This window comes from Rhodococcus sp. NPDC059234, assembly GCF_042754225.1.
GTDB lineage: Bacteria > Actinomycetota > Actinomycetes > Mycobacteriales > Mycobacteriaceae > Rhodococcus_G.
Genome location: NZ_JBHZAH010000018.1, coordinates 13,810 through 39,945 on the forward strand (window position 1 = coordinate 13,810; position 26,136 = coordinate 39,945).

The 26,136-nt window shown below is 70.7% G+C and carries 25 protein-coding genes; 11 read left to right on the forward strand and 14 right to left on the reverse strand.

From position 1 onward, the window contains the following. Positions 1-179 precede the first annotated feature (179 nt). Positions 180-1,730, forward strand: a complete 1,551-nt coding sequence (locus ACFXGJ_RS06260; RefSeq protein WP_378617482.1) for a molybdopterin-dependent oxidoreductase — start codon at positions 180-182, stop codon at positions 1,728-1,730. Here the strand turns inward: ACFXGJ_RS06260 and ACFXGJ_RS06265 are convergent. Genes ACFXGJ_RS06265 through ACFXGJ_RS06275 form a run of 3 tightly spaced genes read right to left on the reverse strand, consistent with a single transcriptional unit; the run spans position 1,727 to position 3,877 of the window. Beyond that, positions 1,727-2,497, reverse strand: a complete 771-nt coding sequence (locus ACFXGJ_RS06265; RefSeq protein ID WP_378617483.1) for an NAD-dependent deacetylase — start codon at positions 2,495-2,497, stop codon at positions 1,727-1,729. The two genes, ACFXGJ_RS06260 and ACFXGJ_RS06265, sit on opposite strands and share 4 nt — an antisense overlap. A gap of 10 nt (positions 2,498-2,507) precedes the next feature. Continuing rightward, a complete protein-coding gene (locus ACFXGJ_RS06270) occupies positions 2,508-3,257 on the reverse strand; it encodes a maleylpyruvate isomerase N-terminal domain-containing protein (protein ID WP_378617484.1) in 750 nt (249 codons plus the stop codon). Beyond that, on the reverse strand, positions 3,254-3,877 hold the full coding sequence (locus ACFXGJ_RS06275; RefSeq protein WP_378617485.1) for an alpha/beta hydrolase: 624 nt from the start codon (positions 3,875-3,877) through the stop codon (positions 3,254-3,256). Before ACFXGJ_RS06275 ends, ACFXGJ_RS06270 begins: the two co-directional genes overlap by 4 nt. 97 nt (positions 3,878-3,974) lie before the next feature. Here ACFXGJ_RS06275 and ACFXGJ_RS06280 point away from each other — a divergent pair, with 97 nt between their 5' ends. Further along, on the forward strand, positions 3,975-7,472 hold the full coding sequence (locus ACFXGJ_RS06280) for a TM0106 family RecB-like putative nuclease (protein WP_378617486.1): 3,498 nt from the start codon (positions 3,975-3,977) through the stop codon (positions 7,470-7,472). Positions 7,473-7,496: 24 nt separating this feature from the next. Here ACFXGJ_RS06280 and ACFXGJ_RS06285 read toward each other — a convergent pair whose 3' ends face one another. Beyond that, positions 7,497-8,684, reverse strand: coding sequence for an amino acid deaminase/aldolase (locus tag ACFXGJ_RS06285; RefSeq protein WP_378617519.1), 1,188 nt, complete (start codon positions 8,682-8,684; stop codon positions 7,497-7,499). A 69-nt stretch (positions 8,685-8,753) separates the two neighbouring features. Next, positions 8,754-9,410 (reverse strand): TetR/AcrR family transcriptional regulator, encoded by a 657-nt coding sequence (locus ACFXGJ_RS06290; protein WP_378617487.1) that lies wholly within the window; start codon positions 9,408-9,410, stop codon positions 8,754-8,756. Between the two features lie 78 nt (positions 9,411-9,488). On the opposite strand from ACFXGJ_RS06290, the gene ACFXGJ_RS06295 reads away from it, so the two are divergent. Both ACFXGJ_RS06295 and ACFXGJ_RS06300 read left to right on the forward strand, forming a co-directional pair. Then, positions 9,489-10,802: a D-arabinono-1,4-lactone oxidase gene (locus ACFXGJ_RS06295; RefSeq protein WP_378617488.1), complete on the forward strand. Its 1,314-nt coding sequence runs from the start codon at positions 9,489-9,491 to the stop codon at positions 10,800-10,802. A 58-nt stretch (positions 10,803-10,860) separates the two neighbouring features. Continuing rightward, the gene (locus tag ACFXGJ_RS06300; protein WP_378617489.1) at positions 10,861-12,180 is read left to right on the forward strand and encodes an amidase family protein; all 1,320 of its coding nucleotides are present in this window, start codon (positions 10,861-10,863) and stop codon (positions 12,178-12,180) included. A 9-nt stretch (positions 12,181-12,189) separates the two neighbouring features. On the opposite strand, the gene ACFXGJ_RS06305 is transcribed toward ACFXGJ_RS06300, so the two are convergent. Genes ACFXGJ_RS06305 through ACFXGJ_RS06330 form a run of 6 tightly spaced genes read right to left on the reverse strand, consistent with a single transcriptional unit; the run spans position 12,190 to position 18,245 of the window. After that, the gene (locus tag ACFXGJ_RS06305; RefSeq protein WP_378617490.1) at positions 12,190-13,155 is read right to left on the reverse strand and encodes an adenosine deaminase; all 966 of its coding nucleotides are present in this window, start codon (positions 13,153-13,155) and stop codon (positions 12,190-12,192) included. Positions 13,156-13,157: 2 nt separating this feature from the next. After that, complete coding sequence (locus ACFXGJ_RS06310) at positions 13,158-14,507, reverse strand: DUF1254 domain-containing protein (protein WP_378617491.1); 1,350 nt, start codon at positions 14,505-14,507, stop codon at positions 13,158-13,160. Beyond that, positions 14,507-15,268 carry a crotonase/enoyl-CoA hydratase family protein gene (locus tag ACFXGJ_RS06315; RefSeq protein ID WP_378617492.1) on the reverse strand — a complete coding sequence of 254 codons (762 nt, stop codon included), beginning with the start codon at positions 15,266-15,268 and terminating at the stop codon, positions 14,507-14,509. The genes ACFXGJ_RS06310 and ACFXGJ_RS06315 overlap by 1 nt, the downstream gene beginning before the upstream one ends. Before the next feature lie 54 nt (positions 15,269-15,322). Beyond that, positions 15,323-16,120, reverse strand: coding sequence for an enoyl-CoA hydratase/isomerase family protein (locus ACFXGJ_RS06320; protein ID WP_378617493.1), 798 nt, complete (start codon positions 16,118-16,120; stop codon positions 15,323-15,325). A 35-nt stretch (positions 16,121-16,155) separates the two neighbouring features. Next, a complete protein-coding gene (locus tag ACFXGJ_RS06325; RefSeq protein WP_378617520.1) occupies positions 16,156-17,592 on the reverse strand; it encodes an MFS transporter in 1,437 nt (478 codons plus the stop codon). Between the two features lie 47 nt (positions 17,593-17,639). Next, entirely contained in the window at positions 17,640-18,245 is a 606-nt protein-coding gene (locus tag ACFXGJ_RS06330) for a helix-turn-helix transcriptional regulator (protein WP_378617494.1), read from the reverse strand. Between the two features lie 94 nt (positions 18,246-18,339). Between ACFXGJ_RS06330 and ACFXGJ_RS06335 the strand changes: the two genes are divergently transcribed. Further along, on the forward strand, positions 18,340-19,038 hold the full coding sequence (locus ACFXGJ_RS06335; RefSeq protein WP_378617495.1) for a GNAT family N-acetyltransferase: 699 nt from the start codon (positions 18,340-18,342) through the stop codon (positions 19,036-19,038). A 46-nt stretch (positions 19,039-19,084) separates the two neighbouring features. Beyond that, positions 19,085-20,128 carry a glutathione S-transferase family protein gene (locus ACFXGJ_RS06340; RefSeq protein WP_378617496.1) on the forward strand — a complete coding sequence of 348 codons (1,044 nt, stop codon included), beginning with the start codon at positions 19,085-19,087 and terminating at the stop codon, positions 20,126-20,128. Here the strand turns inward: ACFXGJ_RS06340 and ACFXGJ_RS06345 are convergent. Further along, positions 20,113-20,514 (reverse strand): VOC family protein, encoded by a 402-nt coding sequence (locus ACFXGJ_RS06345; RefSeq protein ID WP_378617521.1) that lies wholly within the window; start codon positions 20,512-20,514, stop codon positions 20,113-20,115. The genes ACFXGJ_RS06340 and ACFXGJ_RS06345 overlap by 16 nt on opposite strands. A gap of 2 nt (positions 20,515-20,516) precedes the next feature. Continuing rightward, positions 20,517-21,359 (reverse strand): helix-turn-helix domain-containing protein, encoded by an 843-nt coding sequence (locus tag ACFXGJ_RS06350; protein WP_378617497.1) that lies wholly within the window; start codon positions 21,357-21,359, stop codon positions 20,517-20,519. 133 nt (positions 21,360-21,492) lie between these two features. Here ACFXGJ_RS06350 and ACFXGJ_RS06355 point away from each other — a divergent pair, with 133 nt between their 5' ends. The 4 genes from ACFXGJ_RS06355 (at position 21,493) to ACFXGJ_RS06370 (ending at position 23,854) form a co-directional block, all read left to right on the forward strand. After that, positions 21,493-22,170 carry a hypothetical protein gene (locus ACFXGJ_RS06355; protein ID WP_378617498.1) on the forward strand — a complete coding sequence of 226 codons (678 nt, stop codon included), beginning with the start codon at positions 21,493-21,495 and terminating at the stop codon, positions 22,168-22,170. A gap of 24 nt (positions 22,171-22,194) precedes the next feature. Further along, a complete protein-coding gene (locus ACFXGJ_RS06360; protein ID WP_378617499.1) occupies positions 22,195-22,617 on the forward strand; it encodes a DUF6153 family protein in 423 nt (140 codons plus the stop codon). A 68-nt stretch (positions 22,618-22,685) separates the two neighbouring features. After that, positions 22,686-23,309, forward strand: coding sequence for a DUF305 domain-containing protein (locus ACFXGJ_RS06365; protein ID WP_378617500.1), 624 nt, complete (start codon positions 22,686-22,688; stop codon positions 23,307-23,309). A 251-nt stretch (positions 23,310-23,560) separates the two neighbouring features. Beyond that, positions 23,561-23,854 (forward strand): hypothetical protein, encoded by a 294-nt coding sequence (locus ACFXGJ_RS06370; RefSeq protein ID WP_378617501.1) that lies wholly within the window; start codon positions 23,561-23,563, stop codon positions 23,852-23,854. Positions 23,855-23,959: 105 nt separating this feature from the next. On the opposite strand, the gene ACFXGJ_RS06375 is transcribed toward ACFXGJ_RS06370, so the two are convergent. Continuing rightward, positions 23,960-25,132 (reverse strand): YbfB/YjiJ family MFS transporter, encoded by a 1,173-nt coding sequence (locus ACFXGJ_RS06375; protein WP_378617502.1) that lies wholly within the window; start codon positions 25,130-25,132, stop codon positions 23,960-23,962. Between the two features lie 99 nt (positions 25,133-25,231). Here ACFXGJ_RS06375 and ACFXGJ_RS06380 point away from each other — a divergent pair, with 99 nt between their 5' ends. Next, complete coding sequence (locus ACFXGJ_RS06380; RefSeq protein ID WP_378617503.1) at positions 25,232-26,089, forward strand: LLM class F420-dependent oxidoreductase; 858 nt, start codon at positions 25,232-25,234, stop codon at positions 26,087-26,089. Positions 26,090-26,136: the final 47 nt, after the last annotated feature.

Genomic DNA, 26,136 nt, shown 5'->3' on the forward strand with positions numbered 1-26,136 from the left:
TGACTTAATGGGGCGTTCTCTCGACCTGGTCGGGAGAACGCCCCATTCATTTCTGCAGTGAGAGAAGGAGATTCGATGTTGGTGTACGACCCCACCGTGGCATTCTTCAACCAGATCGCGATCGCACTGGGTTCGAGCGACCTGGTCGTCGCGACGTAACGTCCGGCGAACGGGCGGCCATGGGTTCCGCCGGCGACACGCCCCCGGGCGCTGGGCCCCACACGGGCGCCCGCGTCCTGGCCGGACTGCTCGCCGCCGGGATCACCCTCGCCGTCGGGGAACTGGTGTCGGTGCCGATCGCGGCGGAGGCCTCGCCCTTCTACGCGGTCGGCTCCGCCGTCGTGGACGCCACCCCGCAGGCCATCCGGGAGTGGGCGATCGCCACCTTCTCCACCTCGGACAAGACCGCCCTGTTCACGGGCATGGCCGTGGTGATCACGCTGGTCGCGGCCGTGGCGGGGATCCTCGAGCGACGCGACAGACCGGCAGGCAGCGCCGTTCTGGTCGTGCTCGGAATCGTCGGGGTGACGGCCTCGCTCACCCGACCGGACGCCGACTGGACGTGGGCGCTCCCGACCGTCGCCGGGGTCGCCGCCGGGGTGTTCACGCTGCGCCGCCTCACCGGCGCCCTGGAACCCGTCGCGGTCGGCGACGCCGTCGGTATCCCCCGGCGCCGCTTCCTCGTCCTGGCGCTGACCGCCGCCGCGGTGGCCGCGGCGTCCGGTGTCCTCGGCCGGATGCTCGCGGAGGGTCGCCGCGTGGTCGGCGAGAACCGGGCCGCCTTCCGGGTACCGACCGCGACCTCCCCGGCGCCGCCGCTACCCGCGGGCGCCGACCTGCCGGTTCCCGCGATCACGCCGCTGATCACCCCGAACCACGACTTCTACCGGGTGGACACGGCCCTGCGTGTGCCCTCGCTGACCACCGACGACTGGCGGCTGCGGATCCACGGCATGGTGGACCGCGAGATCACCCTCGACTACGCCGCGCTGACCGCTCGCGCCTCGATCGAACGCATGGTGACCCTGACCTGCGTGTCGAATCCGGTCGGCGGCGGCCTCGCCGGCAACGCCGTGTGGATCGGCTACCCCCTCTCGGCCCTGCTCGCCGAGGCCGGGGTGCACGCGGACGCCGACATGCTGCTCTCGACCAGCGTGGACGGGTTCACGGCCGGCAGCCCGACGGCCACGCTCACCGACGGCCGGGACGCGATGGTCGCGGTCGCCATGAACGGCGAGCCGCTGCCACTCGAACACGGCTACCCGGCCCGACTGGTGGTCCCGGGCCTGTACGGCTACGTCTCGGCGACCAAGTGGGTGGTCGACCTCGAGCTGACACGCTTCGACCGCGCCGAGGCTTACTGGACGCGACGCGGTTGGTCGGCGCGCGGTCCGATCAAGACCGCCTCGCGCATCGACGTCCCCCGAGACCGGGCGCGCGTGCCCGCGGGACCGACGACGGTCGCGGGGGTCGCCTGGGCGCAGCACCGTGGCATCTCCGCGGTACAGGTACAGGTCGACGACGGCGCCTGGTCACCCGCGGCGCTGTCCACCGACTACTCGAACGACTGCTGGCGGCAGTGGGTCTGGAACTGGGACGCACCTGCGGGCGAGCACACCCTCCGGGTGCGCGCGGTCGACGGCGCCGGGAGCGTGCAGACCGGCGAGGCCGCCGATCCCGTCCCGGACGGCGCCACCGGATGGGACACCGTGCGAGTGAGCGCCGGCTAGCCGACGACCGCGGCGACGAGCGCCGGCAGTGCGTGCGCCGCGGTCGCCCGCCACGAGTACGTCACCCGATCGGACAGCTCCGTGGTTTCCGGATTGATCTCGACCACCGTCGCTCCCGACCGAACCGCGCGCAGCGGCAGTTCCGCGGCCGGGTGGACCACCCCGGAGGTCCCGACCACCAGCATGAGGTCGCATCCGTCCGCCGCGTCCGAGGCCGCACGCCAGTCCCGTTCGGGCAGTTCCTCGCCGAACCACACCACCCCGGGCCGGACCAGGCCACCGCACCGGATGCACTCGGGCGGCGGAATGCGCTCGACGGGCTGCTGATCGAACTCCTCCGCGGCGGCGAAACCCGGATCCGCGGGCGTGCCGCAGTCGGCGCAGCGCGGCGCGAACAGGCTGCCGTGCAGGTGCGCGGCGACAACCGAGCCCGCCCGCTCGTGCAGGTCGTCGACGTTCTGGGTGACGACGGTGAGCGGAGTGCGCCGGGACCACTCGGCCAGCGCGCGGTGGCCGGGGTTCGGCGCGGTCCGGCGGACCAGCGCGGCGCGCCACTGGTACCAGGCCCACACCAGGGCGCTGTCGCGCGCCCACGCCTGCGGGGTGGCCAGTTCCACGGGGTCGAATCGTTCCCACAGCCCGGTAAGCGCGTCCCGGAACGTCGGCACCCCGCTCTCGGCCGACATGCCCGCCCCGGAGAAGACCACCACCCGCCGGGCCGATCGGATCGTGTCGACCAGCGCGCTGTCGGGTTCGGCTGAGCGCATGCGCGAGCGGTCAGATTCTCGCGGCATCGACGAGCTGCTGCGCAACCGACACGTCACCGGACATCTCGAGCGCCGCAAGGGGCCTGCGCCGCCACATCGCCAGCAACAGCTCCTCGGCGCTGCCGCGCACCGCGACGTCGGCTCCGCCGTGCCCGGACTCGACCTGCACGCCCGCCGGCGTGAACCGCAACAACCACTCGGCGTCCGATGTGTCGGTGCCGTGCAGGTGCACACTCCGGCCGTGCAGCGTCGGCGGCACGGTCGGCAGTGCGCGGGCGAGCATCAGCCGGGCCCACTCGTCGACACCGTCCGCCGCGCCCTCGGCGTCGACGGGCTCCGGCGCGGCACCGCCCGCCGCATGCACCGCGTCGGCCGCGTCCACCCGGTGAACCGCCACCTCGTGCGCCTGCCGACGCATCCAGAACCGAATCGTGCCGGGCCCGGCGAAGGTCGGCGCGGCCCGCTCGACGTCGTGGGCGACCAACTCGACGAGCAGGCCGTCGAGCGCCTCCCGGTAGGCGGGCAGGCAGTCGGGGCCGTTCGGCAGGGACTCGATCCCCGCCGCGCCGTCGAGCTGCGCATCCGGGCCGGCGGCCAGGGTGGCGCGGACCCACCGGTGCACCTTGCCGGTGTGCCGGACCACCCGCTCGAGCGTCCAACCCGGCACGGTGGGCACCGGCGCGCTCAGCGCGTCGGCGGGCATCGCAGCGAGCCGCAGTCCCTCGGTTCGCAGCAGGTTCAGGTACTGGTCGGGCGTCATCCCGCAACGGTAGTACGGACCACGAACTCTGCGACGTCGCCGATCACCGTGCGCTGCACCGGTTCGTGCAGCAGATCGTGTCCAGCGTCGGGATACTCGCGCAGCTGCGCGCCGGACACCCGGTCCACGAACTCGCGCGCGCCATCCACCGCGGCCCGCCTGTCGTCGACGCCGTGCACCACGAGAATCGGGGCCCGCACCTCGTCGACCGCAGCGGGGTCGGACGCCGTCTGGCGCGGGATCCCGCACAGCACGGCCGCCACGAACCTGTCCGGGTCCGCGGTCAGCGCGGCAACGGTCGCCGCCGCACCGAGCGAGTGGCCCATCACCACCAGGTCGAGCCCGGGACGGTCCGCGGCCGCGATGTCGGCCAGGCGCAGCGCGTTCTCGCCGAGGTCGACGAGCGGTCCGTATTCACCGAGGTCACCCTCGGTGAGTCCGTGGCCCACGTGGTCGAGCGCCCAGACCTCGATGCGGCGCTCGCCGAGCGCCCGCGCGAACCGGTGGTAGTGCCCGCTGTGCTGACCCAGCCCGTGCAGGAACACCATGCCGACCACGGGGTCAGGGCACGGCCAGTGACGGTAGTGGACCTGCCCGGAGGCCCCATCGAAGAACGGCACCGGCAGAGTATGGACCAAGTCCCGGTCCGAGCCGACCGAAATCGACCAGCCAGTCTCTACCAGGGAAGTGTCGGCAGCTTCTGCGATAGTCGGTGCCGTGTTCCTCCTCGACGACGTGCTGATCCACAGCGCCAGTGATCTGTCCCAGGCGGCGGAGTGCGAGTACGCACTGCTGCGCCGCCTCGACTCGAAGCTCGGCCTGATCGAGACGGCCGGCGACGACGGTCCGGACCCCATGCTCGACCGGACCTCCCGGCTCGGCGACGACCACGAACGCCTGCACCTCGAGCGCTACCGCGACCGGTTCGGCGACGGCGTGGTGCAGATCGAGCGCCCGCGGCACGACTGGGAGGAACTCACCCGCGCGAACCGCGCCACCGTGGCCGCCGCCCGGTCCGGCGCCGACGCGATCTACCAGGGCACGTTCTTCGACGGACGGTTCCTCGGCTTCTGCGACTTCCTGGTCCGTGAGGACGGCCGGTACGCGGTGTACGACACGAAGCTCTCGCGCCACGCCAAGGTCACCGCCCTGCTGCAGTTGGCCGCCTACGCGGAGGCCCTGACCTCCGACGGGATCGAGGCCGCCCCGCAGGCGCATCTGATCCTCGGCGACCACAGCGAGGTCTCGTACCCGCTCGAGGACATCGCTCCGGTGTACCGCCAGCGCCGTGCCGAACTGCTGCGGGTGCTCGACGAGCACCGGGCCGAGGGGACCCCCGTCCAGTGGGGCGACCCTCGCTATCGGGCCTGCGGCCGGTGCGGACACTGCGGCCCGGAGATCGAGCGGACGCACGACCTGCTGCTGGTCGCCGGGATGCGAACCTCCCAGCGGGAGAAGCTGATCCGTGGTGGCGTGACGGATCTCTACGCCCTCGCCGGCTCGCCGGCACCGGTGGACGGGATGAGCAAGGGCACCTTCGCCGCGCTCCAGGCGCAAGCCGCCGCCCAGGTCCGGCAGGAACGCGGCGGCGGCGCACCGGTTTTCGAGGTGATCGGCGACGCGGGCGCCCTCGCCGCGATACCCGAGCCCGACCCGGGTGACATCTTCTTCGACTTCGAGGGCGACCCGCTGTGGGCCGAGGACGGCTCGCCCGACTGGGGGCTCGAGTACCTCTTCGGGGTGGTCGAGGCGGACACCGGCACGTTTCGGCCGTTCTGGGCGCACAACCGCGCGGAGGAGCGCCGAGCCCTGGTCGAATTCCTCGACTACGTCGCCGAACGACGAAAGTTGTTCCCCGGCATGCACGTCTACCATTACGCCGCCTACGAAAAGACGGCACTGCTTCGCCTGGCCGGCCGGTACGGCGTCGGCGAGGACGCGGTCGACACCCTGTTGCGCGAAAACGTCCTCGTCGACCTGTACCCGGTGGTCCGCGCCACGATCCGGGTCGGCGCGCGGTCGTACTCGATCAAGAAGCTCGAACCGCTCTACATGGGCGACGAACTGCGCGGCGGCGACGTCACCGACGCGGCGGCCTCCATCGTCGCGTACGCGGACTTCTGCGAGCTGCGTGACGCGGGCCGCGACGTGCAGGCGCAGGAGCTGCTGGACGGCATCGCCGACTACAACGAGTACGACTGCGTCTCCACGCACCGGCTGCGGGACTGGTTGCTGGGCATCGCCGCCGAGCACGGTGTGAGCCCGCACCCCGTCCAGCCCGTGCTGGTGTCGGTCACCGACGAGCCCGGCCCGGCCGAGCTGGCTCTGCGCGAATACGTCGGCGACACGCTGCCCGGCGGGGACACGGGTCGTTCCGCAGACTCCACTCTGCGCTCGGCCGACCAGCAGGCCGCGGCACTGATGGCGGCCGCCGTCGGCTACCACCGGCGGGAACGGAAGCCGTTCTGGTGGGCACATTTCGATCGGCTCGTGCAGCCGGAGGACGAATGGTCGGACCACGCCGACGTGCTGGTGGCCGAGGTCGTGGAGGTGGTCGAGGACTGGCACCGCAAGTCGGCGCGCCAGAACCTGCGGCGGCGGCTGCGGATCGGCGGCCGGTGGGGCACCGGGTCGACACCGCGCGCGGGCGACGTCCACATCCTGTACGACAAGGGCACCGGGGTGGGCACCGAGGATCCGGCCACCCGGGGTGCGGTGTCCGCCAAGGTGATCGAACTCGAGGAGGAGGTCGCGCCGGGCGGCGAGATGCGCGACGTCTTGATCGTCGAGGAGGTGCTGCGCCGCGGCGCCGAGGAGCACCTCTGCCTGCCGATGGCCGTGGCACCGGGCCCGCCGATCCGCACCAACCGGATCGAGGCCGCGATCGCCGAGCAGGCCGCCGCGATGGCGGCCGCCCTGCCCACGATGCCCTCGACCGCCGCGGTGGACATCCTGCGCCGGGTGCCGCCCCGGACCAGGTCAGGCAACCCGCTGCCGGTGGCCGATCCGCAGAGCCGGGCGGGTGCCATCACCGCCGCCCTGCTCGACCTCGACGACTCCTACCTCGCGGTGCAGGGCCCGCCCGGAACGGGCAAGACACACACCGGCGCCGCGGTGATCGCAGACCTGGTGACCAGGCACGGCTGGCGGGTCGGCGTTGTCGCCCAGTCGCATTCGGTGGTCGAGAACATGCTCGACGGGATCGTCCGGGCCGGGGTGCCCGGCGAACGGGTCGCGAAGAAGCCCGGCTCCGGCCTGGCCGAGCACCCGGCCTGGACGAAGCTCGAGTCCGACGGCCTCGCCGGATTCCTGGCCGAACACGAGCAGTCGGGGTGCGTGATCGGCGGCACCGCATGGGATCTCGCGCACTCGGACCGGGTACCGCCGAGCAGCCTGGACCTGCTCGTGGTCGACGAGGCCGGACAGTTCGCACTCGCGAACACCGTCGCGGTCGGGATCTCGGCACGGAACCTGCTGCTGTTGGGCGACCCCCAGCAGCTGCCTCAGGTCAGCCAGGGAACCCATCCGGAGCCCGTGGACACCTCCGCACTCGGCTGGCTGGCCGAGGGGCACGGCGCGCTGCCGCCCGAGCTGGGGTACTTCCTCGACCGGACCTGGCGGATGCATCCCGCAGTGTGCGAGGCCGTCTCCCGGCTGTCCTACGACGGACAGCTCAAGTCCCAGGAATCGGTCACGACGGCGCGCTCGCTCGCCGATGTCGAACCCGGCGTCACGGCGCTGTACGTCGAGCACGACGGCAATTCCACCGAATCCGAACAGGAGTCGGGCGCGATCCTCGCAGAGGTGCGGGCACTACTGGGCAGGGACTGGTCCGACCCGCAGTCCTTCGAGGGCGTGCGACCGCTCGGCCAGTCGGACATCCTGGTGGTTGCGCCGTACAACGCGCAGGTGGGCCTGCTGCGGCGAACCCTCGCCGACGCGGGACTCGGCGAGGTGCTGGTCGGCACCGTCGACAAGTTCCAGGGGCGCGAGGCGGCAGTGGTCCTGATGTCGATGACGGCGTCCTCGATCGACGACGTTCCGCGCGGCATGGGCTTCCTGCTGTCCCGGAACCGGCTCAATGTCGCGGTCTCCCGCGGGAAATGGCGGGCAGTGATCGTGCGCTCCCCCGTGCTGACGCACTACCTGCCCTCCACCCCAGCCGGGCTGGCCGAGCTGGGCGCGTTCATGCGGATGCACGACTCGGCGCACTGACCGGGTTCCGCGACCGGCCGCCGCTCAGCCGAAGCACTGCCCCTCGCCGCGGTACGTGGGCACGGTGGTCCGGGTGCCGTCGGCGTCGACGAGGTGCAGGTCGGTGAACCGCTCGCACAGCTCGCCCGCCTTGGCGTGCCGGAACCAGACCCGGTCGCCGATCCGCAGCGCGCCGGCGGCGAGCCCGGTGACCGGGGTCTGCACCTCGCCTGCGCCCTCGTTGCGGAGCAGTGCGAGCCCGGCGGGCCAGACCGGGGTCGGTACCCGGGAGGCTCCCGCGGGACCGGACGCGATGTAGCCGCCGGAGAACAGGGTCGCGATCTTCGGGGTCGGCCGCCGGACTGCCGAGAGCGCGAAGAACATCGCAGGTCGCGGCGTGAACGAGCGATAGCGGTCGAAGAGCGTCGGCACGAACAGCCCGGAGCCGGCGGTGACCTCGGTGACCACCCGGTCGGCGGAGCTGACCTCCAGGGAGCCCGTGCCCCCGCTGTTGACGATCTCGAGGGTGCCGGCGATCGCGGTGACCGCGTCGACCACCAGGCCGCGGCGGGTGGACAGCTCGGCCGCCGACGCGCGCTTGACGAGCCGGACCGCCGCGCTGGTGTCCGGCAGTCCGGCGATCTGCGCCTCGTAGAACATCACTCCGACCACGGAGAAGCCGCGCCGCTTCGCCGCGCGCGCCACCGCTGCGGCCGACTCGGGAGTGCGCAGCGGGGAGCGGCGGACGCCGAGATGGACCGGCCCGATCCTCAACGAGGCGTCGACGTCGAGGCAGACCCGCGCCGGGACCGCGGAACTGCCCGCCGCCGCATGCACCACGTCCAGATGTTCGGGGCAGTCGATCATGAGGGTGATCGACTCGAGCAGCAACGGATCGGATGCCAGCTCAGCGAGCGCGCCGCGGTCGGTGACCGGGTAGCCCATCAGCACGTCACGGGCGCCGGCGCGGACGAGCCAGATCGCCTCGCGCAGCGAGTACGACATGACGCCACGGAAGCCGCCGTTGGCGGTCAGCCCGGAGCCGAGCGCCTCCTCCAGCACCGCCCGACTGCGCACCGACTTGCTGGCGACGCGAATCGGGGTGCCACCGGCCCGCCGTGCCAGGTCCGCGACGTTGGCCCGCAGCGCCGGCAGGTCGACCGCGGCCAGCGGCGGATCGAGCGGGCGTGTCGCGGCGTCGAGCCGCTCGCGGGTAGCCGATTCACTGGGCATGGCATCCAGTCGTTCCGAGGTGGTGGTCACAGAACGGGAGTCAATCACCGAATTGGACGAGTGTCCATGTCAGGATTGGGCGGAATTCACCTCGACCGCCTTCATCGCGATCGTCTGCACCGCGTCGTCGAGCTGTGCGATCACCGCCTCGCCGTCGCGATCGACGAGCCACCGCAGCACGATGCCGTCGATGATCGCGAGGCAGAACCGGGCGATGTCCGCCACCGGCTCGGTCCACTTCGTTCCGGTGTACCGCGCCGTCTCCGCGAGAAACGCCGTCGCCTCGTCGTCCATCGTGTGGTACTGCTTCGCCGCGATGGCGCCGGCCAGCTCCGCTCCGGCCGCCTGCTGTCGCAGCCCGTACGCGGTGATCTCGTACGTCAGCAGCTGACGGTCGGGGGTCGCCTCGATGATCGGCCACATATTGGACAGGCCGCTGTGCAGCACCTCTTTCAGGCCGCGAAGCCCGCTCTGGTCACCCTCGCCCTGCGCGGTGCCGAACGCGTACCGGAGCGCGGCGCTGAGCTGCAGGACGATCGCCTCACCCATGGCGGCGACCAGTGCTTCCTTACTGTCGAAGCAGTAGTGGACCACCCCGAGGGAAACCCCCGCGTCCTCGGCGACGGCACGGATGGTGACGGAACTGATTCCGCCCCTTTCCGCGATGCCCATCGCCGACTCCACGAGTTGCGCGCGACGTTCGTCCGCCGGAAGCCGATTCAGCATTCGACGATATTAGAACGCCGAAGCCGGACTTGCGTAAGGGTGTTGACCTGGACGGTCGTCCAGGTGAATAGTGTCGACATGGATTCGAACACGTGGCACAACTGGGCGCGCAGCGCCAGCGCCAGCCCTCGCCGCTTCGCGACGCCTGCCACCGTAGCCGAGCTCAGTGCCGAGATCGCCCGAGCCGCGACGGAAGGCCTGCACGTCAAGTGCGTCGGCGGCGGACACTCGTTCACCCCGGCCGCCGCCACCGACGGCGTGATGATCAGCCTCGACAACCTGACTGGCATCGAGTCCGTGGTTCCCGCCGAGCCGTCCGGCGCGCTCGTCACCGCTTTCGCCGGCACCCGATTGCACGAGCTGAATCCCAAACTGTGGGATCTCGGTCTCGCGATGACCAATCTCGGCGACATCGACGTCCAGTCTCTCGCCGGCGCGATCTCGACCGGCACCCACGGAACCGGCGCGAAGTTCGGCGGCCTCGCGACCCAGATTCGCGCGCTCGAGGTGGTTCTCGCCGACGGCAGCGTGACCACCTGTTCCGCGGACGAGAATCCCGACCTCTTCAATGCCGCCCGCCTGGGACTCGGCGCGATCGGCGTCATCTCCAAGATCACGCTGCACTGCGAGGCCGCGTACACGATGCGGGCGGTCGAGTCCCCCGCGCTGCTCAGCGAGACGATGGCCCGGCTCGACGAGGACGTTCGCGGCGTCGACCACTTCGAGTTCTTCTGGTTCCCGCACACCGACCGGGTGCTGACGAAGCGCAACACCCGGCTGCCCGTCGACACCCCGGTCAACCCGATCGGCAAGGTCCGCGGCTACGTCGACGACGAACTGCTCTCCAACACCATGTTCGAGGGCATCAACCGCGTGGCCACCCGGTTCCCCGGCGTCATCCCGCAGATCAACAACCTCGCCTCGCGTGCACTCTCGGCCCGCGAGTTCACCGATCGCAGCTATCAGGTGTTCGCCTCCCCGCGCCGCGTGAAATTCCGCGAGATGGAGTACGCGGTGCCCGCCGAGGCCCTGCCCGAGGTGCTGCGCGAGATCGAATCCTGGTTCACCCGTTCGGAGTTCCGGGTCGCATTCCCCGTCGAGGTCCGCTTCGCCGCGGCCGACGACATCTGGATGTCGACGGCGAACGGCCGCGACTCCGCCTACATCGCGGTACACCAGTACCACCGGCGCGACCATCGCGAGTACTTCGACGCGGTCGAGGCGATCGCGCGCGCCGTCGACGGCCGCCCGCACTGGGGCAAGATGCACTCGCGTACCGCCGCGGATCTGCGTCCCACCTACACGCACTTCGACGAGTTCTGCGCGGTCCGGGACAAGTACGACCCGCAGCGGGTGTTCGACAACGACTACCTGCGCCAGGTACTGGGATAGCCCGTCCCGCACGGCGAGTCACCCGCATCGCCCGCGCCGCTCCACCTAGCCTGACGTGATGGCCGATCTGAGTCGTCGACGCTTTCTCGCGGTGGGCGTGGCGGGCGCCGCCCTGCTCGCCGGCTGTAGCGACGCAACCAACCCCGGTGTGCCCCCACTGCCCGGCGGCGGCACGCCCACCTCTCCCACCCCGGCCCAGAAGGCGACGTGGCGGGTCCAGGGCGCACCCCTGGTCCCCTCGACGGGTGCCGGCGCCCTGGACGGCCTGACGGTGGCGGTGACCGACCTGTTCGCGGTCGCCGGTCAGCAGATCGGCGCGGGCAGTCCGCAGTGGCTGGCCCAGGCCCCGACCGAGGCCGGCACCGCCGAAGCGGTGGCTCGGCTGCTCGGTGCGGGTGCCACGGTCGCCGGCCTCGCGCAGACCGACGACCTCGGCTACGGCCACTCCGGCGTCAACGACCACTACGGGACGCCACCGAATGTCGCCTCGGAGGCCCTCCTGCCGGGCGGCTCGACGTCCGGGGCCGCGGCCGCGGTCGCCGGCAGCGCGGCGTCGATCGGGTTGGGTGCCGACACCGGCGGGTCGGTCCGGATTCCCGCGGCCTACCAGGGACTGTTCGGCTTTGTCGCGAGCAGGGGCGCGGTGCCCACCACCGGCCTGCTCCCGCTGAGCCCGACACTCGACACCGTCGGCTGGGTCACCGCGAACATCGACGTCCTCGAGAAGACGGTCACCGCCTCGGTTCCGCGGACGCCGGCCCGGGAGCTCACCACGGCCGTCACGGCCCCCGGCCTGAACGCCATCGCGACCGGTGGGGCGCTCGCCGCGACCACCACGGCGCTGGCCTCGTGGCGCACCTCCGACCTCCCCACACTGACCGATCGTGACTTCGACATCGCGGCCCTGCCGGACTGGTACGACGCCGTGACCACCGTCGTCGGGTACGAGGCGTGGAAACAGCACGGCGACTTCCTGTCCGGCACGATGTCCGGGCTCAGCAGCGAAGCCCGGGAGGCCTTCGCCACCGCGAGCCGAACGTCCGAGGAGGCGTACCAGCGAGCCCGCACACAGCTCGACACCGCGGCCTCGGCGGTGCGGAGTTACCTGGGCGACAACGTGTTGGTGCTGCCGACGACTGCCACACCGGCCCCCGCCAAGTCGGACGGCGATCTCAGCGGCGAGACGTACGCGAACACCATGCGCAGCACCGGAATGCTGTTGTCCATCGCGACCGTCGCCGGACTGCCCACGGCCACGGTGCCCCTGAAGACCGCGGACAAGATTCCGGTCGGGCTGTCCCTGGTCGGACCCGCCGGGCGCGATCTCGACCTGGTCGCCCTCGCCCACCGGGTGCAGGGCAGCGGGTTCGTTCGCTGACCCGGCGGGCTACCCGCCGAGCAGCTCGGCCTTGCGCTCGTCGCTCGCGAACGAGGCGTGGATCGAGTTGCGCGCCAGCGTCTCCCGTTCCGCGTCGGTGAGGCCGAGCTCGGCCTGCAGGCCGGCGAAGTTGTCATCGACGTAGCCGCCGAAGTACGCGGGGTCGTCCGAGTTCACGGTCACCAGCAGACCCGCCTCGAGCATCCGGCGCAGCGGGTGCTGTGCCAGGTTCTCGACCACCCGCAGCCGCACGTTCGACAGCGGGCACACCGTCAGCGGCACCTGCTCCTCGACCAGCCGGGCGACCAGTTCCTCGTCCTCGAGGCAGCGCACCCCGTGGTCGATCCGCTCGACCCGCAGGAGGTCGAGCGCCTGCCGGATGTAGTCGGGCGGGCCTTCCTCGCCCGCGTGCGCCACCGTGTGCAGTCCGTTGGCGCGGGCCCGCTCGAACACGTCCACGAACAGCGACGGCGGATAGCCCGCCTCAGCGGAGTCCAGTCCCAGGCCGAGCACCGGAACGTCAAGGCGCAGAACCTCGTCCAGCATCGCCTCGGCCTCCGGCACCGGCCGGTCGCGCAGTACCGCGGCGATCAGGTCGCTGGACACCCCGAACTCGGACTCGCTCGCCCCGACGGCGTCCGCCAGGCCCTCGAGCACCGCGGGCAGCGGCACCCCGCGGACGGTGTGCGCCTGCGGGTTGAAGAAGATCTCGGCGTGCCGGACGCCGCCCTCGGCCGCGCGGGCGAAGTACGCCCGGGCGAGGTCCGCGAAATCCTGTGCGGTGCGGAGCACGGTCATGTTCGCGAAGTACAGGTCGAGGAACGACTGCAGGTCGGTGAACTCGTAGCGCGAGCGCAGGTCGTCGAGGTCTCGATACGGCAGGTCGACCTTGTTACGTTGCGCGAGTTCGAAGATCAGCTCGGGCTCGAGGGAACCCTCGATGTGCATGTGCAACTCAGCCAGCGGGGTGGGCATTTCTACTCCTTCAACTCGGGTTCGGGCGGTGCCGCGTCCAGTGCGGTCGGCAGGTAGGACCGCAGCATGAGCACGAACTCCCCGGCCGGGGCGGGCAGCCAGTTCGACTGACCGGACGGGGGCGGTGTCTCGCCGATCCACACATCGAGCGATCCGTCGGGCCCGCGCACCAGCCCGGGCGTCCGGTCTCCGATCGCGTACCGGCCGAGAGCATTCGGCACGAAGAACATGTCCGGCCCGTACAGCGTGACCGACCAGAATCCGCGCGGATCGGTCGGGGGCAGGCTGTCTGCGGCGAAGTGCAGCCGGTAGCCGCGCTCTCCACGCAGTGCGCTGCCGTCCGATCCGGAGCGGGCCACGTAGTACATCGACTCCTCGGGCACATTGGCTCCGAGGCCGATCTTCGCGACCAGGGCGCGGAGCAGGTAGTCGGTGCCGTAGCGCCCCGCCGCGCGCAACGAGCTCCAGGCCCCGTCCTCGTCGGCTGGTCGCGTCGTCAGTGCCGTCACCCGCGCGTCGCCCCGCACCACGCCGGTCGCCAGCGCCGCCACCTGATCGGCCGGACCCTGCGACGGGTGCGCCCCCGGCGTCACCCCGACCGTCGCGATCCGATCGAGCAGCGGCCGGTCCGCGGCGGGCGGCGGATTCGCGGCGAGTATCGCGGACAGCTCGTCGTAGAACCCCGGCCCGGACGCCGCGAGCGCCTGCGGCGCCGGGTTGTTGCCGCAATCGGTCTGCGGAAGCGGCGGCGGGGCACCCGCGACGGGTCCGCCGAGCACCCGCATCGTGTACTGCTGCTGCACGGCCCGGGCGGCAGGCAGGTCGGCAGCGGATTCCACCAGGGTGCGGCCGATCATCCACGCGTCCCAGGTCGGGGACTCGATCACCGCGGCCCCGTCCGGCGCGACACCGGTCCAGCCTGGCGGAACGATCAGTCGCGATCCGGCACCGGACCCGGTCTCGCGGGTGCCGACGTTCGCGAACACGTTGGTGTACATGTCGAGGAACTGGAATCCGAAGTAGCGCTCCCCCATGTCCGGGTGGGTGAGCAGGACCGGACCCGACCGAAGATCGAGCCACGCAATCGAATACAGCGTGTCGACGTTCGGCGCGACAACCGTCCGCGAATCCGGCCCCGACAGTTGCGCCTGACTGTAGAGCTGATTGACCGGCAGCAGGCAGATCATGTTCGCCCTTGTCCGCGCCAGCGTCACCGGCGCCGCACCGTAGACGTAGCCGTCGGCGGCGATGTCCGCCGGTGTCTCCGGTGCCGGCCCGGACGTTGAACAGCCGCCGAGGAGCCCGGCAACCAGCAGCGCCGGCACCGCCAGCAGGGCTCCCCGGCGTGGCACTAGCGCCCCTTCCAGACCGGTGCGCGCTTCTCCGCGAAGGCACGGGCGCCCTCGCGGGCATCCTCCGAGACGAACACCGGGCCGAGGAGTTCGAGCTGCCGGGTGAAGGCCTCGTCCGCGGACCAGCCGGCGGACCGGACGATCACCTCCTTGGTCGCCGCGACGGCGAGCGGGCCGTTGGCCGTGATCCGCTCGGCGAGCTCGAGCGCACCGTCGAGCGCCTTGCCCGGATCGGTGAGCCGGTTGACGAAGCCGTACCGGTACGCCTCCTCGGCGGTGAAGCTGTCACCGGTGAGCGCGAGTTCGAGCGCCTTCTGGTACGGGATCCGCTGGGGCAGACGGAGCAGGCCACCGGCACCCGCGGCCAGCCCCCGCTTGACCTCGGGGATGCCGAACCGTGCCTCGCTGGACGCGACCACGAGGTCGGTGGCCAGCACCAGCTCGGTGCCGCCGGCGAGGGCGAAACCCTCGACGGCGGAGATGATCGGCTTGCGCGGCGGCGCCTCGGTGAAGCCCAGCCCCTTGCCCGGTGCGATCACGTTCTCCCCGGCGACGAAGGCCTTGAGATCCATGCCCGCACAGAAGTTGCCGCCGGCGCCGGTGAGCACCGCGAGCGAGAGGTCCGCGTCGTCGTCGAGCTCGTCGACGGCCGCGGCGAGCCCGTTGCTCACCGCGGAGTTGATCGCGTTGCGGGCCTCGGGACGGTTGATGGTGATGATCAGGATTCGGCCGTTGCGTTCGACCAGGACTTCATCAGACATGACCACACCCTAGGCGCTCGAACGTGTCCTGGGTCACTGCCTCGCTCCGGCGCTTCAGTGCCCGGAGTACCTGGCCTTCCCCGGTCCCACGTCGAGGAAGCTGCGCACCGCTCCGCGCAGGTCGTCGGTCTCGAACAACGCCCCTGACACCTCCGGCGTGATCGAATCCGCGTGTGCGACACCGCCGGAGCGCCAGGCCTCGATGATTCGTTTGGTCGCCAGGTGCGCGCGGGTGGGCCCGTCGGCGAGGCGCGCGGTCAGTGCCCGGGCGGCGGTGTCGACGTCCTCGTGCAGGGCGTTGACCACGCCCCAGTCCGCCATCGTCGCGGCGTCGTACAGGTCGCCGGTCATCACGAACTCGCGGGCCCGCCCGGAGCCGGCGCGCTCGGCCAGCCGCTGCGGCCCGCCCATCGAGGGGGTCAGCCCGACCACGGTCTCGACCAGCCCGAACTTCGCCCTCGGTGCGGCGAGGATGATGTCGCATGCCAGCGCGATCTCGAACGCGGCGGTCAGGGTCAGCCCGTGCGCGGCGTACACCACCGGGCAGGGCAGCGCCTCGATCCGGTGGACGATCTCCGCGAACAGGGTGCGCCACAGTTCGGCGCCCGCGTCGGCGGACAGGCCGTCGAAGACGTGCACGTCCACGCCACCCGAGACCACCTTGCCCTCGGCGCGCAGCAGCACCGCGCGCGGCGGGTCGACGGTGAGAGCGTCCAGGTCTGCCGTGATCGCGTCGAACATGGCCTGGTCGAACAGGTTCAGCGGCCCGTGCGCGAAGGTGAGGACGGCGATCTGCGCACCCGCCTCGGTGGTGCTGCGTTCGAGTCGCGTCGGCTTCACGGGTTCGGTCATGGCGTCAGCCTGCCACAACCGAACCCGCCCGACCCTCAGGCCTCGACCACCTCGGGCGCCGCGTCGACCGGGGTCGGATCCCCCGCCCGGACGGGACGCGCGAAGCACAGCGAGGCAACGAATCCGACCAGCAGCACGGCGGCCGGCAGCAGCACCGCCTGGGCCATCGAGGTGCTGAAACCGTCGACGATGAAGCTCGGCAGCGCCCCGCCCGCCTCCGGTCCACCACCGGCGGGCACGCCGTTGGCGGTCAACCGCGAGGTGATGAGTGCGCCGACGCCGGCGCTACCGAGCACCGCACCGACCTGCCGGGTGGTGTTGTACACACCCGAACCCGCGCCTGCCGCGCTCATCGGCAGATTCCGGGTGGCGGTCGCCGCCAGCGGGGACCAGATGAAGGCCATCGCCACACCCATCAGACCGATCGGCAGGAGCAGCTCCCAGATGGCGGTGTGCGGCTTCATCGTCATCGCGAGCCAACCGAACGCGATCGAGAGCATCAGGAATCCCGGCGCCGCGATGTAGCGGGGGTGCACTCGGTCGACCAGCTTGCCGACGCTCGGGGCCAGCGCGCCGGTGAGCACCGCCATCGGCACCATCAGCAGCGCCGATCCGGTCGGCGAGAGCCCGCGGACGGCCTGCGCGTAGAACATCAGCGGCAGCACCACGGCGGTGATCGCGAAGCCCATCGACGTGATGGCGACGTTGGCGAGCGAGAAGTTGCGGTCCTTGAACAGCCCCAGCGGCAGGAGCGGTTCGTTCTTGTTCCACGACTGGTACCAGACGAAGACGACCAGCAGCACCACGCCGACGGCAATGTAGAGCCACACCCGCCCCGACCAGTTGTAGCTGTTGCCCTCCTGCAACCCGAACACCAGGAAGAACATGCCCAGCGCACTGAGGATCACGCCCGGAATGTCGAAGTGGTGCGAATGCGTCTCGAGGGTCGGGACGTAGCGAATCGCGGCGAGGAAGGCGATCACGCCGACCGGGACGTTGACGATGAAGATCCACTGCCAGCCGAGCCCGTCGACGAGGACACCGCCGGCCAGCGGGCCGACCAGGGTGGCCACACCCGCCACGGCCCCCCACAGGCCCATCGCGGTTCCGCGCTTGTCCGGCGGGAAGATTCGGGTGATGACGGCCATCGTCTGCGGGGTCATCATGGCGGCACCGAAGCCCTGGAACACGCGGGCAACGATGAGCATCTCGATGGTGCCCGAAAGGCCGCACCACAGCGAGGCGAGGGTGAACAGCGTCAAGCCGACGAGGTAGAGGTTCTTGGGTCCGAACCGGTCGCCGAGCCGGCCGGTGACCAGCAGCGGCACCGCGTACGCGAGCAGGTAGGCGCTGGTCACCCAGACCACGCTGTTGATGTCGGTGTGCAGGGACTCCATGATCGCGGGGTTCGCGACCGCGACGATCGTGGAGTCGACGAGGATCATGAAGAACCCCAGACACAGCGCCCACATCGCCGGCCATTGCTTGATGGCGGCCCTCTGGTCGATCTCGGTCACGGTCAGCCCCTTGCCTGTTGGATGAGCATCTGGTTGTGCAGTTCTCGTGTGAGCCAGGGAAGTTCGCCACTGTCGATCTCGGCGACCGTGGCCCGCAGCCAGTCGAGCTCGGTCCGCGTCGCGGTCCGCAGGTAGTCGAGACCGAACCAGAACACCCGCGGCTTCCCCTCTGCGACGAGCACGGCGCGAATCGCGTCGAGTTCGTCGAGTTCCTGTTCCTGCAACGCGATCCGGCCGCGGAGCAATTCCACGACCGTGTCCCGGTCCAAATTGTGCGCCTCGGCCAGCGCGAGTGGGAACTGCGGGAACTCACGCACGGACGTCTCGAGCATCTCCGCGATCCGGGCCTTGAGCGCGGCCCGGCCCTCGTCCGCGACGGCGTAGAGCGTGCGTTCCGGCCGATTGCCGTCGCGCTGCGTGCCGACGACGGTCACCATCGCGTCGCGCTCGAGCCGGTCGACGGTGTGATAGAGCGAGCCCGGACGCAGCTTGACGAGCCGATCGCTGCGCCGCTGTACGAGCAGTTGGTACATCTCGTACGGGTGCATGTCGCGCTCGTTGAGCAGCGCCAGCACCGTGATCGCGAGGGGCGTCAACTGTGCCGCCATGCATTCACCCCCGACATGCCCCCGAGCCAATTAGTCCAGATGGAATATACGGCGTGGAACAGCGGCGCGGCAAGGCCGCGCTAGCGTGACCGGTGTGGATCCGCACCAAACAGACATCGTCGCCCTCGCCTGGTCTCGGGAGCTCGGCCTGCCCGACAGCGCACTCGCCGTCCCCGGCGCCCGGGTCGTGCGCGTCGAGGAGGCCGCCGGGCAGGTGCGGTTCCTGCGGCTCGGCGAAGCCAGCGCGCTGGTCGGGCCGGCCTGGGCCCTCGACCGGGCCGCCGGACTCGACGACGACTCGCTCGGCCGCCCGGCCGCGCTGCTCGACCTCACGAAGGACCGCGGCGGCAGTTGCTCGGGGCCACGCATCCTGTCGTACGCGGGCGAGATCGGCACCGACATCGGCGCCGAGGAACCGGTGATTTCGCACGACCTCGAGCACGTCCTCGCGCTGCAGTCGCTGTGCCCACCCGACGACGTCGCGGAGGCCGACCTGACCGGCAGGCGGCACTGGTTCACCCTCGTCGACGACACCGCCGCGGCGCGCGCGGGCGCGGCGTACGACGAGTGGCAGGGAATCGTGGCGCGGATGGGCGTGCTGACCGCGCCCGGACAACGACGGCAGGGTCACGGCGCGGTGGTCGGCCGGCTGGCCACCAACGACGCCATCGACGAGGGCCTGATCCCGCAGTGGCTCAGTTACTCCCAGAACATCGCCTCACGGCGGCTCGCGGCGCGGCTCGGCTACGAGGAGTTCGGTTCGATCACGGTGGCGACGGTCCGCGCGACGTAACGTTGCATCGGCCGACGGGCGGCAACCAGATCGGAGTCGATGCACAGTGACCGACGAGAACAGCACCACCGGCGCATACGTCGAATCGGGCAAGGAGTTCACCCGCGACACTCGCTACATCGAGTCGCGGATCACCGCCGACGGCCGGGACGGCTACCCCGTCGAGCCGGGCCGGTACCGACTGGTGGTCGCGCGCGCCTGCCCGTGGGCCAACCGCGCGATCATCGTCCGGCGACTGCTCGGCCTCGAAGACGTGCTCTCCATGGGGATGTGCGGCCCCACCCACGACAAGCGGAGCTGGACCTTCGACCTCGACCCCGGCGGGGTCGACCCGGTGTTGAAGATCCCCCGACTGCAGGACGCCTACTTCGCCCGCTTCCCCGACTACCCGCGCGGCATCACCGTGCCCGCCGTCGTCGACGTCCCGACCGGCCAGGTGGTGACCAACAACTACCCGCAGATCACCCTCGACCTGTCGACCGAATGGACTCGGTACCACCGCGAGGGTGCGCCGAAGCTGTACCCCGAGCACCTCCGAGCGGAGATCGACGAGGTGGCCGATCTGATCTTCCGCGACGTAAACAATGGCGTGTACCGCTGCGGTTTCGCCGGCTCGCAGGAGGCCTACGATCTCGCGTACGACCGTCTGTTCGCCCGGCTGGACTGGCTGACCGACCGTTTGTCCGGCCAGCGATACCTGGTCGGCGACACCATCACCGAGGCCGACGTCCGACTGTTCACCACGCTGGTCCGCTTCGATCCCGTCTACCACGGCCACTTCAAGTGCAACCGCAGCAAGCTCAGCGAGATGCCGGTCCTGTGGGCGTACGCCCGTGACCTGTTCCAGACGCCCGGCTTCGGCGACACCGTCGACTTCACGCAGATCAAGGAGCACTACTACGTGGTGCACACCGACATCAACCCGACGCAGATCGTGCCCAACGGTCCGGACCTGGCGAACTGGCTCACACCGCACGGCCGGGAGTCGTTGGGCGGCAGACCGTTCGGCGACGGCACCCCGCCCCCGCCGCCGAAGCCCGCCGAGGTGGTGCCGGCGGCGGACTGGGTGCCGGTTCACTCCCCCGCGTAGGTCCCGAAGCTCCAGATCACGCCCTGCGGGTCACGGACGGTGAAGCCGCGCGAACCGTAGTCCTCGTCCGTCAGCCCCTTGACGACGACGGCGCCGGCCGCGACGGCCCGCCGACAGAGCTCGTCGGCATCCTCGACGACGATGTACACCGAGCCGGTTCCCACCGGCCGGTCGGCCAGCACCGAGTCGGCTCGATGGCTGCCGAGCATGACGCCGCCGCCCGCGGGCCAGTCGAGCTGGGCATGATCGACCCTGTCCCCCTCGCCGTAGACGGCGGCCTCGACGAACCCGAAGGCCTCGACGAGGAAGGCGATCGCCGCTCGTGCATCGGCGTAGGTGAGGGTGGGCCACACGACGGTCTCGGTCCGTGTCGAATCACTCTGCATCGTCATACCTCCGACAGTGCGCTCTCGGCCTGCCCGTCGTCTTGGACGAATGTGAACAGTTCCTCGGCCCGCCACCGCGAGGGCGGCTTGCCCGCGAGATCGCGCCAGTCGCGGGCCAGGTGCGCCTGGTCGTAGTAGCCGCAGCGCGCCGCGACGTCGGCCAACGAGACGTCGGGCCGCGCTCGCATCAGCTGGTGCGAGCGATGGAAACGGGCGACCCGCGCCGCGTCCTTGGGCGTGACGCCGAACTCCGCGGTGAACCGTCCCACCAGGTGCCGGCGGCTCCAGCCCACCTCACGCGCGACGTCGCCGACGCGGGCGTCACCCGCGACCAGCAACCGCCATGCCTGGGTCAGGTGCGGGTCGATCGGGTCGTCGCGCAGCCGACGGGTGAGGACCTCGTCCAGGATCGCGAACCGGTCCGCCCAGGACTCGGTGGCGGCGATCCGGTCGCCGATCTCGGCGGCGTCGGCGCCGAACAATTCGCCCAGTCCGACGATCCAGGCCCCGAGCGCGGCAGTCGGCACCCCGAGCAACGCGCGGGCACCCGCCGGCGTCAGCGAAAGCTGCACACCGTGTTGCCTTCCGTCGTGCGCGATGGTCACCGGCGTGGTCGCAATTCCGCTGGCCAGCGCATCCCAGTGCCCCGGCGCCTGCCCCGGGTGGGCGGCGCTCGCGATCTCGAGCGGGGCGTCGAGCGCCACCACCACCGTGAGGAAGGGTGCGGGCAGTCCCAGATGGGTGCCGGGTTCGAACCCTGCCAGCCGGTAGCCCTCGTACGGCGCGAGGTACGGCCGCAGCCGGGCGGCGGGCAACGCCCGCATTCCGTCCGACACACCGGCCACGGATTCAGCGTAGGCAGTGATCCGCGTCGCATCCAGGAACCACTGTCGTGACTGGCGGAACAAAGCCGGGACACTCGACCGTTAGTAGGGAGTTCGGCCGCAGACGGCGCGGTCGCGACGAAGGGGAGAATCGATGGCGGACAAGCTGGGACGCATCGAGCAGGTCATCGTCTCTTTGCTCGACAACGGTGCCAAACTGCAGGGTCCGGCGGTGCACAGGTACGTCGAGCGCGTCCGTCGAGCGCACCCGGACGAGAGCCCTCAGCGGATCGTCGAGCGGATGGAGCGCATGTTCCTGACCGCGGTGACCGGCAGTGGCGGCGCGGTCGGCGCGGCCGCAGCCGTTCCCGGTGTCGGCACGGTCGGGTCGATCGCGGCGGTCGGCGCCGAATCCGTCTTCTTCCTCGAGGCCTCCGCCCTGCTCACCTTGGCGATCGCCTCGGTGCACGGCATCCCGGTCGATCGGCACGAGCAGCGCCGCGCCCTGGTGCTCGCGGTGGCGCTCGGCGCCTCGGGCATGGAGATCGTGGAGAAGGCGGTGGGGACGACCGCCAAGAACTGGGGCTCGCTCATCACCAACCGGATCCCGACGCCGACGATGACCGGGATGAACCAGACCCTGCTGCGCAAGTTCGTCACCAAGTACGCCGCGCGTCGCAGCGCACTGATTCTCGGCAAACTGGTTCCCGCGGGTATCGGCGCGGCGATCGGCGGGGTAGGCAACCGAACGATCGGCAAGGGCGTGGTGAACAACGCCAGAGACGCGTTCGGACCAGCACCCGCGCACTGGCAGCACGCCCTCACCTCCTGACCCCCCGGGGGTATGGTGGATGCCATGGATCGCCGCCCTGACGCTCGCCGAGCCGGGCTCTCGCGCGCGGTCCTGCTGGTCGCGGTGGTCCTCGGGATACTGACGATGCATCACGTGGCGGCATCCGCGGCGCCGGCCGCGATGTCTGCCGAGCACGCGGTCGCCATGGTCGCCGACTCGGTGTCCGGCGACCACACCCCCGCGGGCTACTCGGGCAATCACACACCGACCGGCCATACGGGCGATCACCACATGCTCCAGGCCTGCCTCGCGATCCTGCTCGCGGGCACGCTGCTGCTCCTCACACTGGTGTTGCTCGGACTCGCGCCCGCCACCGTTTCGCGCACCGGAATGCTGCGCCGCGTCACCGCAGGTTCGGTTCGCGGACCACCGTTTGCCCGCGCCACCTCGAATCGCCTTGCGCTCCTGAGCATTCTGCGGGTGTGACAGGTCCACTGCGCCCGTGCGCAGCCGGACCCAACCACTCATGCACAGCGAAAAAGCAAGGAACAACAATGAATACGCGAACCAAGACCGCCGGACTGATCGCCGCCGCGGCGGCTGCGGCTGCCCTCGTCGCGGGCTGCTCGAACGACGACGCGGGCTCCGGCCATTCGATGAATTCGATGCCGATGTCCACCGGCATGTCGGCACCCGCCTCCGCTGCCAGCCACAATGCGGCCGACATCGCATGGGTGCAGATGATGATCCCGCATCATCAGCAGGCGGTGGAGATGGCCGCGCTCGCCGAGGGCCGCACCCAGAACGCGCAGCTGCTCGCCCTGGCGAGTCAGATCAAGGCCGCCCAGGACCCGGAGATCGAGCAGATGTCCGGCTGGCTGGCCGAGTGGGGCATGCCGACCATGCCGGCAGGCATGGATCACTCCGCGCACGGCATGAGCGGCGACATGGGCGGCATGATGTCCGCTGAGCAGATGTCGCAGCTGGAGAACGCCACGGGAGCAGAGTTCGACCGCGCCTGGCTGGAGATGATGATCGCGCACCATCAGGGCGCGATCGACTCCTCGAAGCAGATCCAGACCGACGGCCAGAGCGAGCAGGTGCGAGAGCTCGCCGGGAAGATCATCGCCGGCCAGCAGGCCGAGATCGAGCAGATGAACGCGATGCTCGGCAGGTAGTTCGCAGGCCGCGGACGCCCCGACTCGGGCGTCCGCGGCCGCAGGTCGGCGCGCATCCCGCGCAGACGCACACTCTTGCCGTGGATCGTCAGGCGACCTCGGGCACCGGGGTGTCGAGTGCGCGGGAAATAGGTATGTCAGTGGGTAGTTTGCCGGTCGCCGTCAACCTGCGTGGCCCGCATCGCGTGATGTGCCCAATCGTGCACACAACCGCATGAAGGCAGCCCGAGCACCGAAGAGGAAGGACCTCCATGGGTGTCGCAAAGCTGACCACCACCGCTGTCGCAGTCGATACCGCTTCCGAAACCAGCCTCTATCGGCTCGACCCACCGCTTGCAGGCGACGACGGGACTTCCTACGAGTACGGCGCAGTCATCCACAACCCGCTTGGTGGACTCATCGATGTGTTTGCCGCACGCATGGACGGCACCATCGTCGTCGACGACGACGGTGAGTGGGTGTCCCTGCTCAATTCCTCGGCGCTGGACGATGTTCGGCCGACCGTTACGACGGAGTTCCACAGGGCCGGATACATGGTGCACTGACCCGCGGATGCACCGGCTGGCCGGGACCGACGCGGACGATCTCGTCCGACGGGGACCGGGCAGGCACGCCCTCCCGGATCCCGACGAGGCCGCGCACCAACGTCGTCAGCGCGAGCCGGATCCCGACAGGACCGGCTCCCGACTCGACCGCAGCAACGGCACCATGAACACCACCCCGAGCGCGAGCACCCCTGCCGCGACAACCAGTGCCGACGAGTAGCCCCGCCCCAGCAGCGGCGCCACCATCATCGGCCCGACCACCTGACCCAGCCCGTAGACCGCGGTACCGATCGCCGCCGCCCGCGGGCCCACCAGCGCCGCGCCCTCGCCGAGCGCCAGCATCACGATCCCCATGAACGTGCCGCCGAAGCACAACGCCCCGATCAGCTGCACCACCGCCGAACCCGACACCGCCGACACGCCGACGGCGACCGCCTGCACCGCCAGCGCGACCGCCATCATCGCCACCCGGGAGTGCCTGCGCGAGAGCCTGATCCACACCACGCACGACGGCAGAGCGGCCAGCCCGACCGCGATCCACACCGCACCGCCGAGCCAGCTCTGCGTTCCGACCGACGCGACCGCGGCGACCAGGAAGGTCGCCGACACGATGTAGCCGACGCCCTCGCAGAAATACGCGGCCATCAGCCAGCCGAACGCCCGCCTGGATCCGGGCGGGGAGGCCGTCGAGTTGTCACCTGGCGCGGGCACACTCGCCCGCCCAGCAGGCAACGTCCATGCCGCGGGTATCAGGGCAGCGGCCAGGCCGGCCACCACCAGCCAGCCCACCCTCCAGTCCGCGCCGGAGCCCAGTGCGAGAATCGCCAACCCCGACAACGTGATTCCGCCGCCGACGCCGCCGAACACCCACCCGGCCCCGTCCCCTCCGGATGCGACCTCGTGGTGCGCGACCCGAGCGGTGAAGACGAAGATCGCCGCACTGGCCACACCCGCGACGAACCTGAGCACCATCCACCAGCCGACCGACTCTGTCGCCGTCATCAGGACGAGCGTGCCGACCAGAACCATCAGCGACAGTCGGAGCGAGAGCCGGCTTCCGGTGAGTCGATGGGCAAAGATCGCGGCGACCGCACCGGTCAGGTACCCGAGATAGTTCGCGGTGGCCAGCGTCGCGGCCGACTCCGAACTCAGGCCCGCCTGGGACTCCATCAGGGGCAGAATCGGCGTGTACGCGAATCGGCCGAGGCCCATCGCGACGGCCAGTGCGAGACTCGCTCGTAGCACCAGGAATCGACGACTGTCCTCGGGCGGCACCATGTCCTGCAGGCTACGGCCGCCGCGGAAGGGCCCAATCAGCTGCCGGAATGAAACGCAGCCGGCGGCCGTTACCCAGATCACACCAACGCGAGGAGACCCATGCCTGTGATCGAGCAGACCCCCGACCTCGGACGAATCGGCGTGTGGCGTCACGCCTACGGACTGACACCCGACTATCTGCGCACGGTCGAGCGGCTCGGCTACGGCACGCTGTGGCTCGGCGGTTCGCCGCCTGCCGACCTGCGCATCGCCGAGGAGGCGCTCGACGCGACCGAGACGCTCACCGTCGCCACCGGCATCACCAACGTCTGGTCCGCACCGGCCGGCGAGGTCGCCGAGTCCTTCCACCGACTCGAGGCGCGGCATCCGGGCCGGTTCCTGCTCGGGGTCGGCGTCGGTCACCGCGAGGCGCACGGTGAGGTGTACGCCAAGCCCTACGAGGTCGTGGTGTCGTACCTCGACGACCTCGACGCGGCGGGAGTGCCCGCCAGCCGGCGAGTGCTCGCGGCCCTGGGCCCGAAGATGCTGCGGCTCGCCGCCGAACGGTCCGCGGGCGCCCACCCGTACCTGACCACTCCCGAGCACACCCGGCAGGCTCGCGAAGTCCTCGGCGCCGGAACACTTCTCGCCCCCGAGCACAAGGTCGTGCTGAGCACGGACCCCGCGTCCGCCCGGACCATCGGCCGCGCCGCCGTGGAGAACCCGTACCTGCACCTGCGGAACTACGTCTCGAATCTGGTCCGGCTCGGATTCACCGAGAAGGAACTCGGAAACGGCGGCAGCGACCGCGTCGTCGACGCACTCGTCGCGCACGGCGACGCCGCGTCCATCGCGGCACGCCTGACCGAGCACCTCACCGCGGGCGCAGATCACGTGGCGATCCAGGTGCTGCCCGCCGACGGCGACGGGGTGCCGGCCCTGACCGCGCTGGCCGCTGCGCTGAACCTGTCCGCGTAGCCGCCGCGTGCCGTACCCGACCGATAGGGTGGGCGCGATCGGTCGGG

Bases quoted from the DNA above. Each gene is read 5' to 3' on its own strand.
- ACFXGJ_RS06260 (WP_378617482.1), top strand. From the start codon at position 180: ATGGGTTCCGCCGGCGACACGCCCCCGGGCGCTGGGCCCCACACGGGC.
- ACFXGJ_RS06265 (WP_378617483.1), bottom strand. From the start codon at position 2,497: ATGCGCTCAGCCGAACCCGACAGCGCGCTGGTCGACACGATCCGATCG.
- ACFXGJ_RS06270 (WP_378617484.1), bottom strand. From the start codon at position 3,257: ATGACGCCCGACCAGTACCTGAACCTGCTGCGAACCGAGGGACTGCGG.
- ACFXGJ_RS06285 (WP_378617519.1), bottom strand. From the start codon at position 8,684: ATGCCCAGTGAATCGGCTACCCGCGAGCGGCTCGACGCCGCGACACGC.
- ACFXGJ_RS06290 (WP_378617487.1), bottom strand. From the start codon at position 9,410: ATGCTGAATCGGCTTCCGGCGGACGAACGTCGCGCGCAACTCGTGGAG.
- ACFXGJ_RS06295 (WP_378617488.1), top strand. From the start codon at position 9,489: ATGGATTCGAACACGTGGCACAACTGGGCGCGCAGCGCCAGCGCCAGC.
- ACFXGJ_RS06300 (WP_378617489.1), top strand. From the start codon at position 10,861: ATGGCCGATCTGAGTCGTCGACGCTTTCTCGCGGTGGGCGTGGCGGGC.
- ACFXGJ_RS06305 (WP_378617490.1), bottom strand. From the start codon at position 13,155: ATGCCCACCCCGCTGGCTGAGTTGCACATGCACATCGAGGGTTCCCTC.
- ACFXGJ_RS06315 (WP_378617492.1), bottom strand. From the start codon at position 15,268: ATGTCTGATGAAGTCCTGGTCGAACGCAACGGCCGAATCCTGATCATC.
- ACFXGJ_RS06320 (WP_378617493.1), bottom strand. From the start codon at position 16,120: ATGACCGAACCCGTGAAGCCGACGCGACTCGAACGCAGCACCACCGAG.
- ACFXGJ_RS06325 (WP_378617520.1), bottom strand. From the start codon at position 17,592: ATGTGGGCGCTGTGTCTGGGGTTCTTCATGATCCTCGTCGACTCCACG.
- ACFXGJ_RS06330 (WP_378617494.1), bottom strand. From the start codon at position 18,245: ATGGCGGCACAGTTGACGCCCCTCGCGATCACGGTGCTGGCGCTGCTC.
- ACFXGJ_RS06345 (WP_378617521.1), bottom strand. From the start codon at position 20,514: ATGCAGAGTGATTCGACACGGACCGAGACCGTCGTGTGGCCCACCCTC.
- ACFXGJ_RS06355 (WP_378617498.1), top strand. From the start codon at position 21,493: ATGGCGGACAAGCTGGGACGCATCGAGCAGGTCATCGTCTCTTTGCTC.
- ACFXGJ_RS06360 (WP_378617499.1), top strand. From the start codon at position 22,195: ATGGATCGCCGCCCTGACGCTCGCCGAGCCGGGCTCTCGCGCGCGGTC.
- ACFXGJ_RS06365 (WP_378617500.1), top strand. From the start codon at position 22,686: ATGAATACGCGAACCAAGACCGCCGGACTGATCGCCGCCGCGGCGGCT.
- ACFXGJ_RS06370 (WP_378617501.1), top strand. From the start codon at position 23,561: ATGGGTGTCGCAAAGCTGACCACCACCGCTGTCGCAGTCGATACCGCT.
- ACFXGJ_RS06375 (WP_378617502.1), bottom strand. From the start codon at position 25,132: ATGGTGCCGCCCGAGGACAGTCGTCGATTCCTGGTGCTACGAGCGAGT.
- ACFXGJ_RS06380 (WP_378617503.1), top strand. From the start codon at position 25,232: ATGCCTGTGATCGAGCAGACCCCCGACCTCGGACGAATCGGCGTGTGG.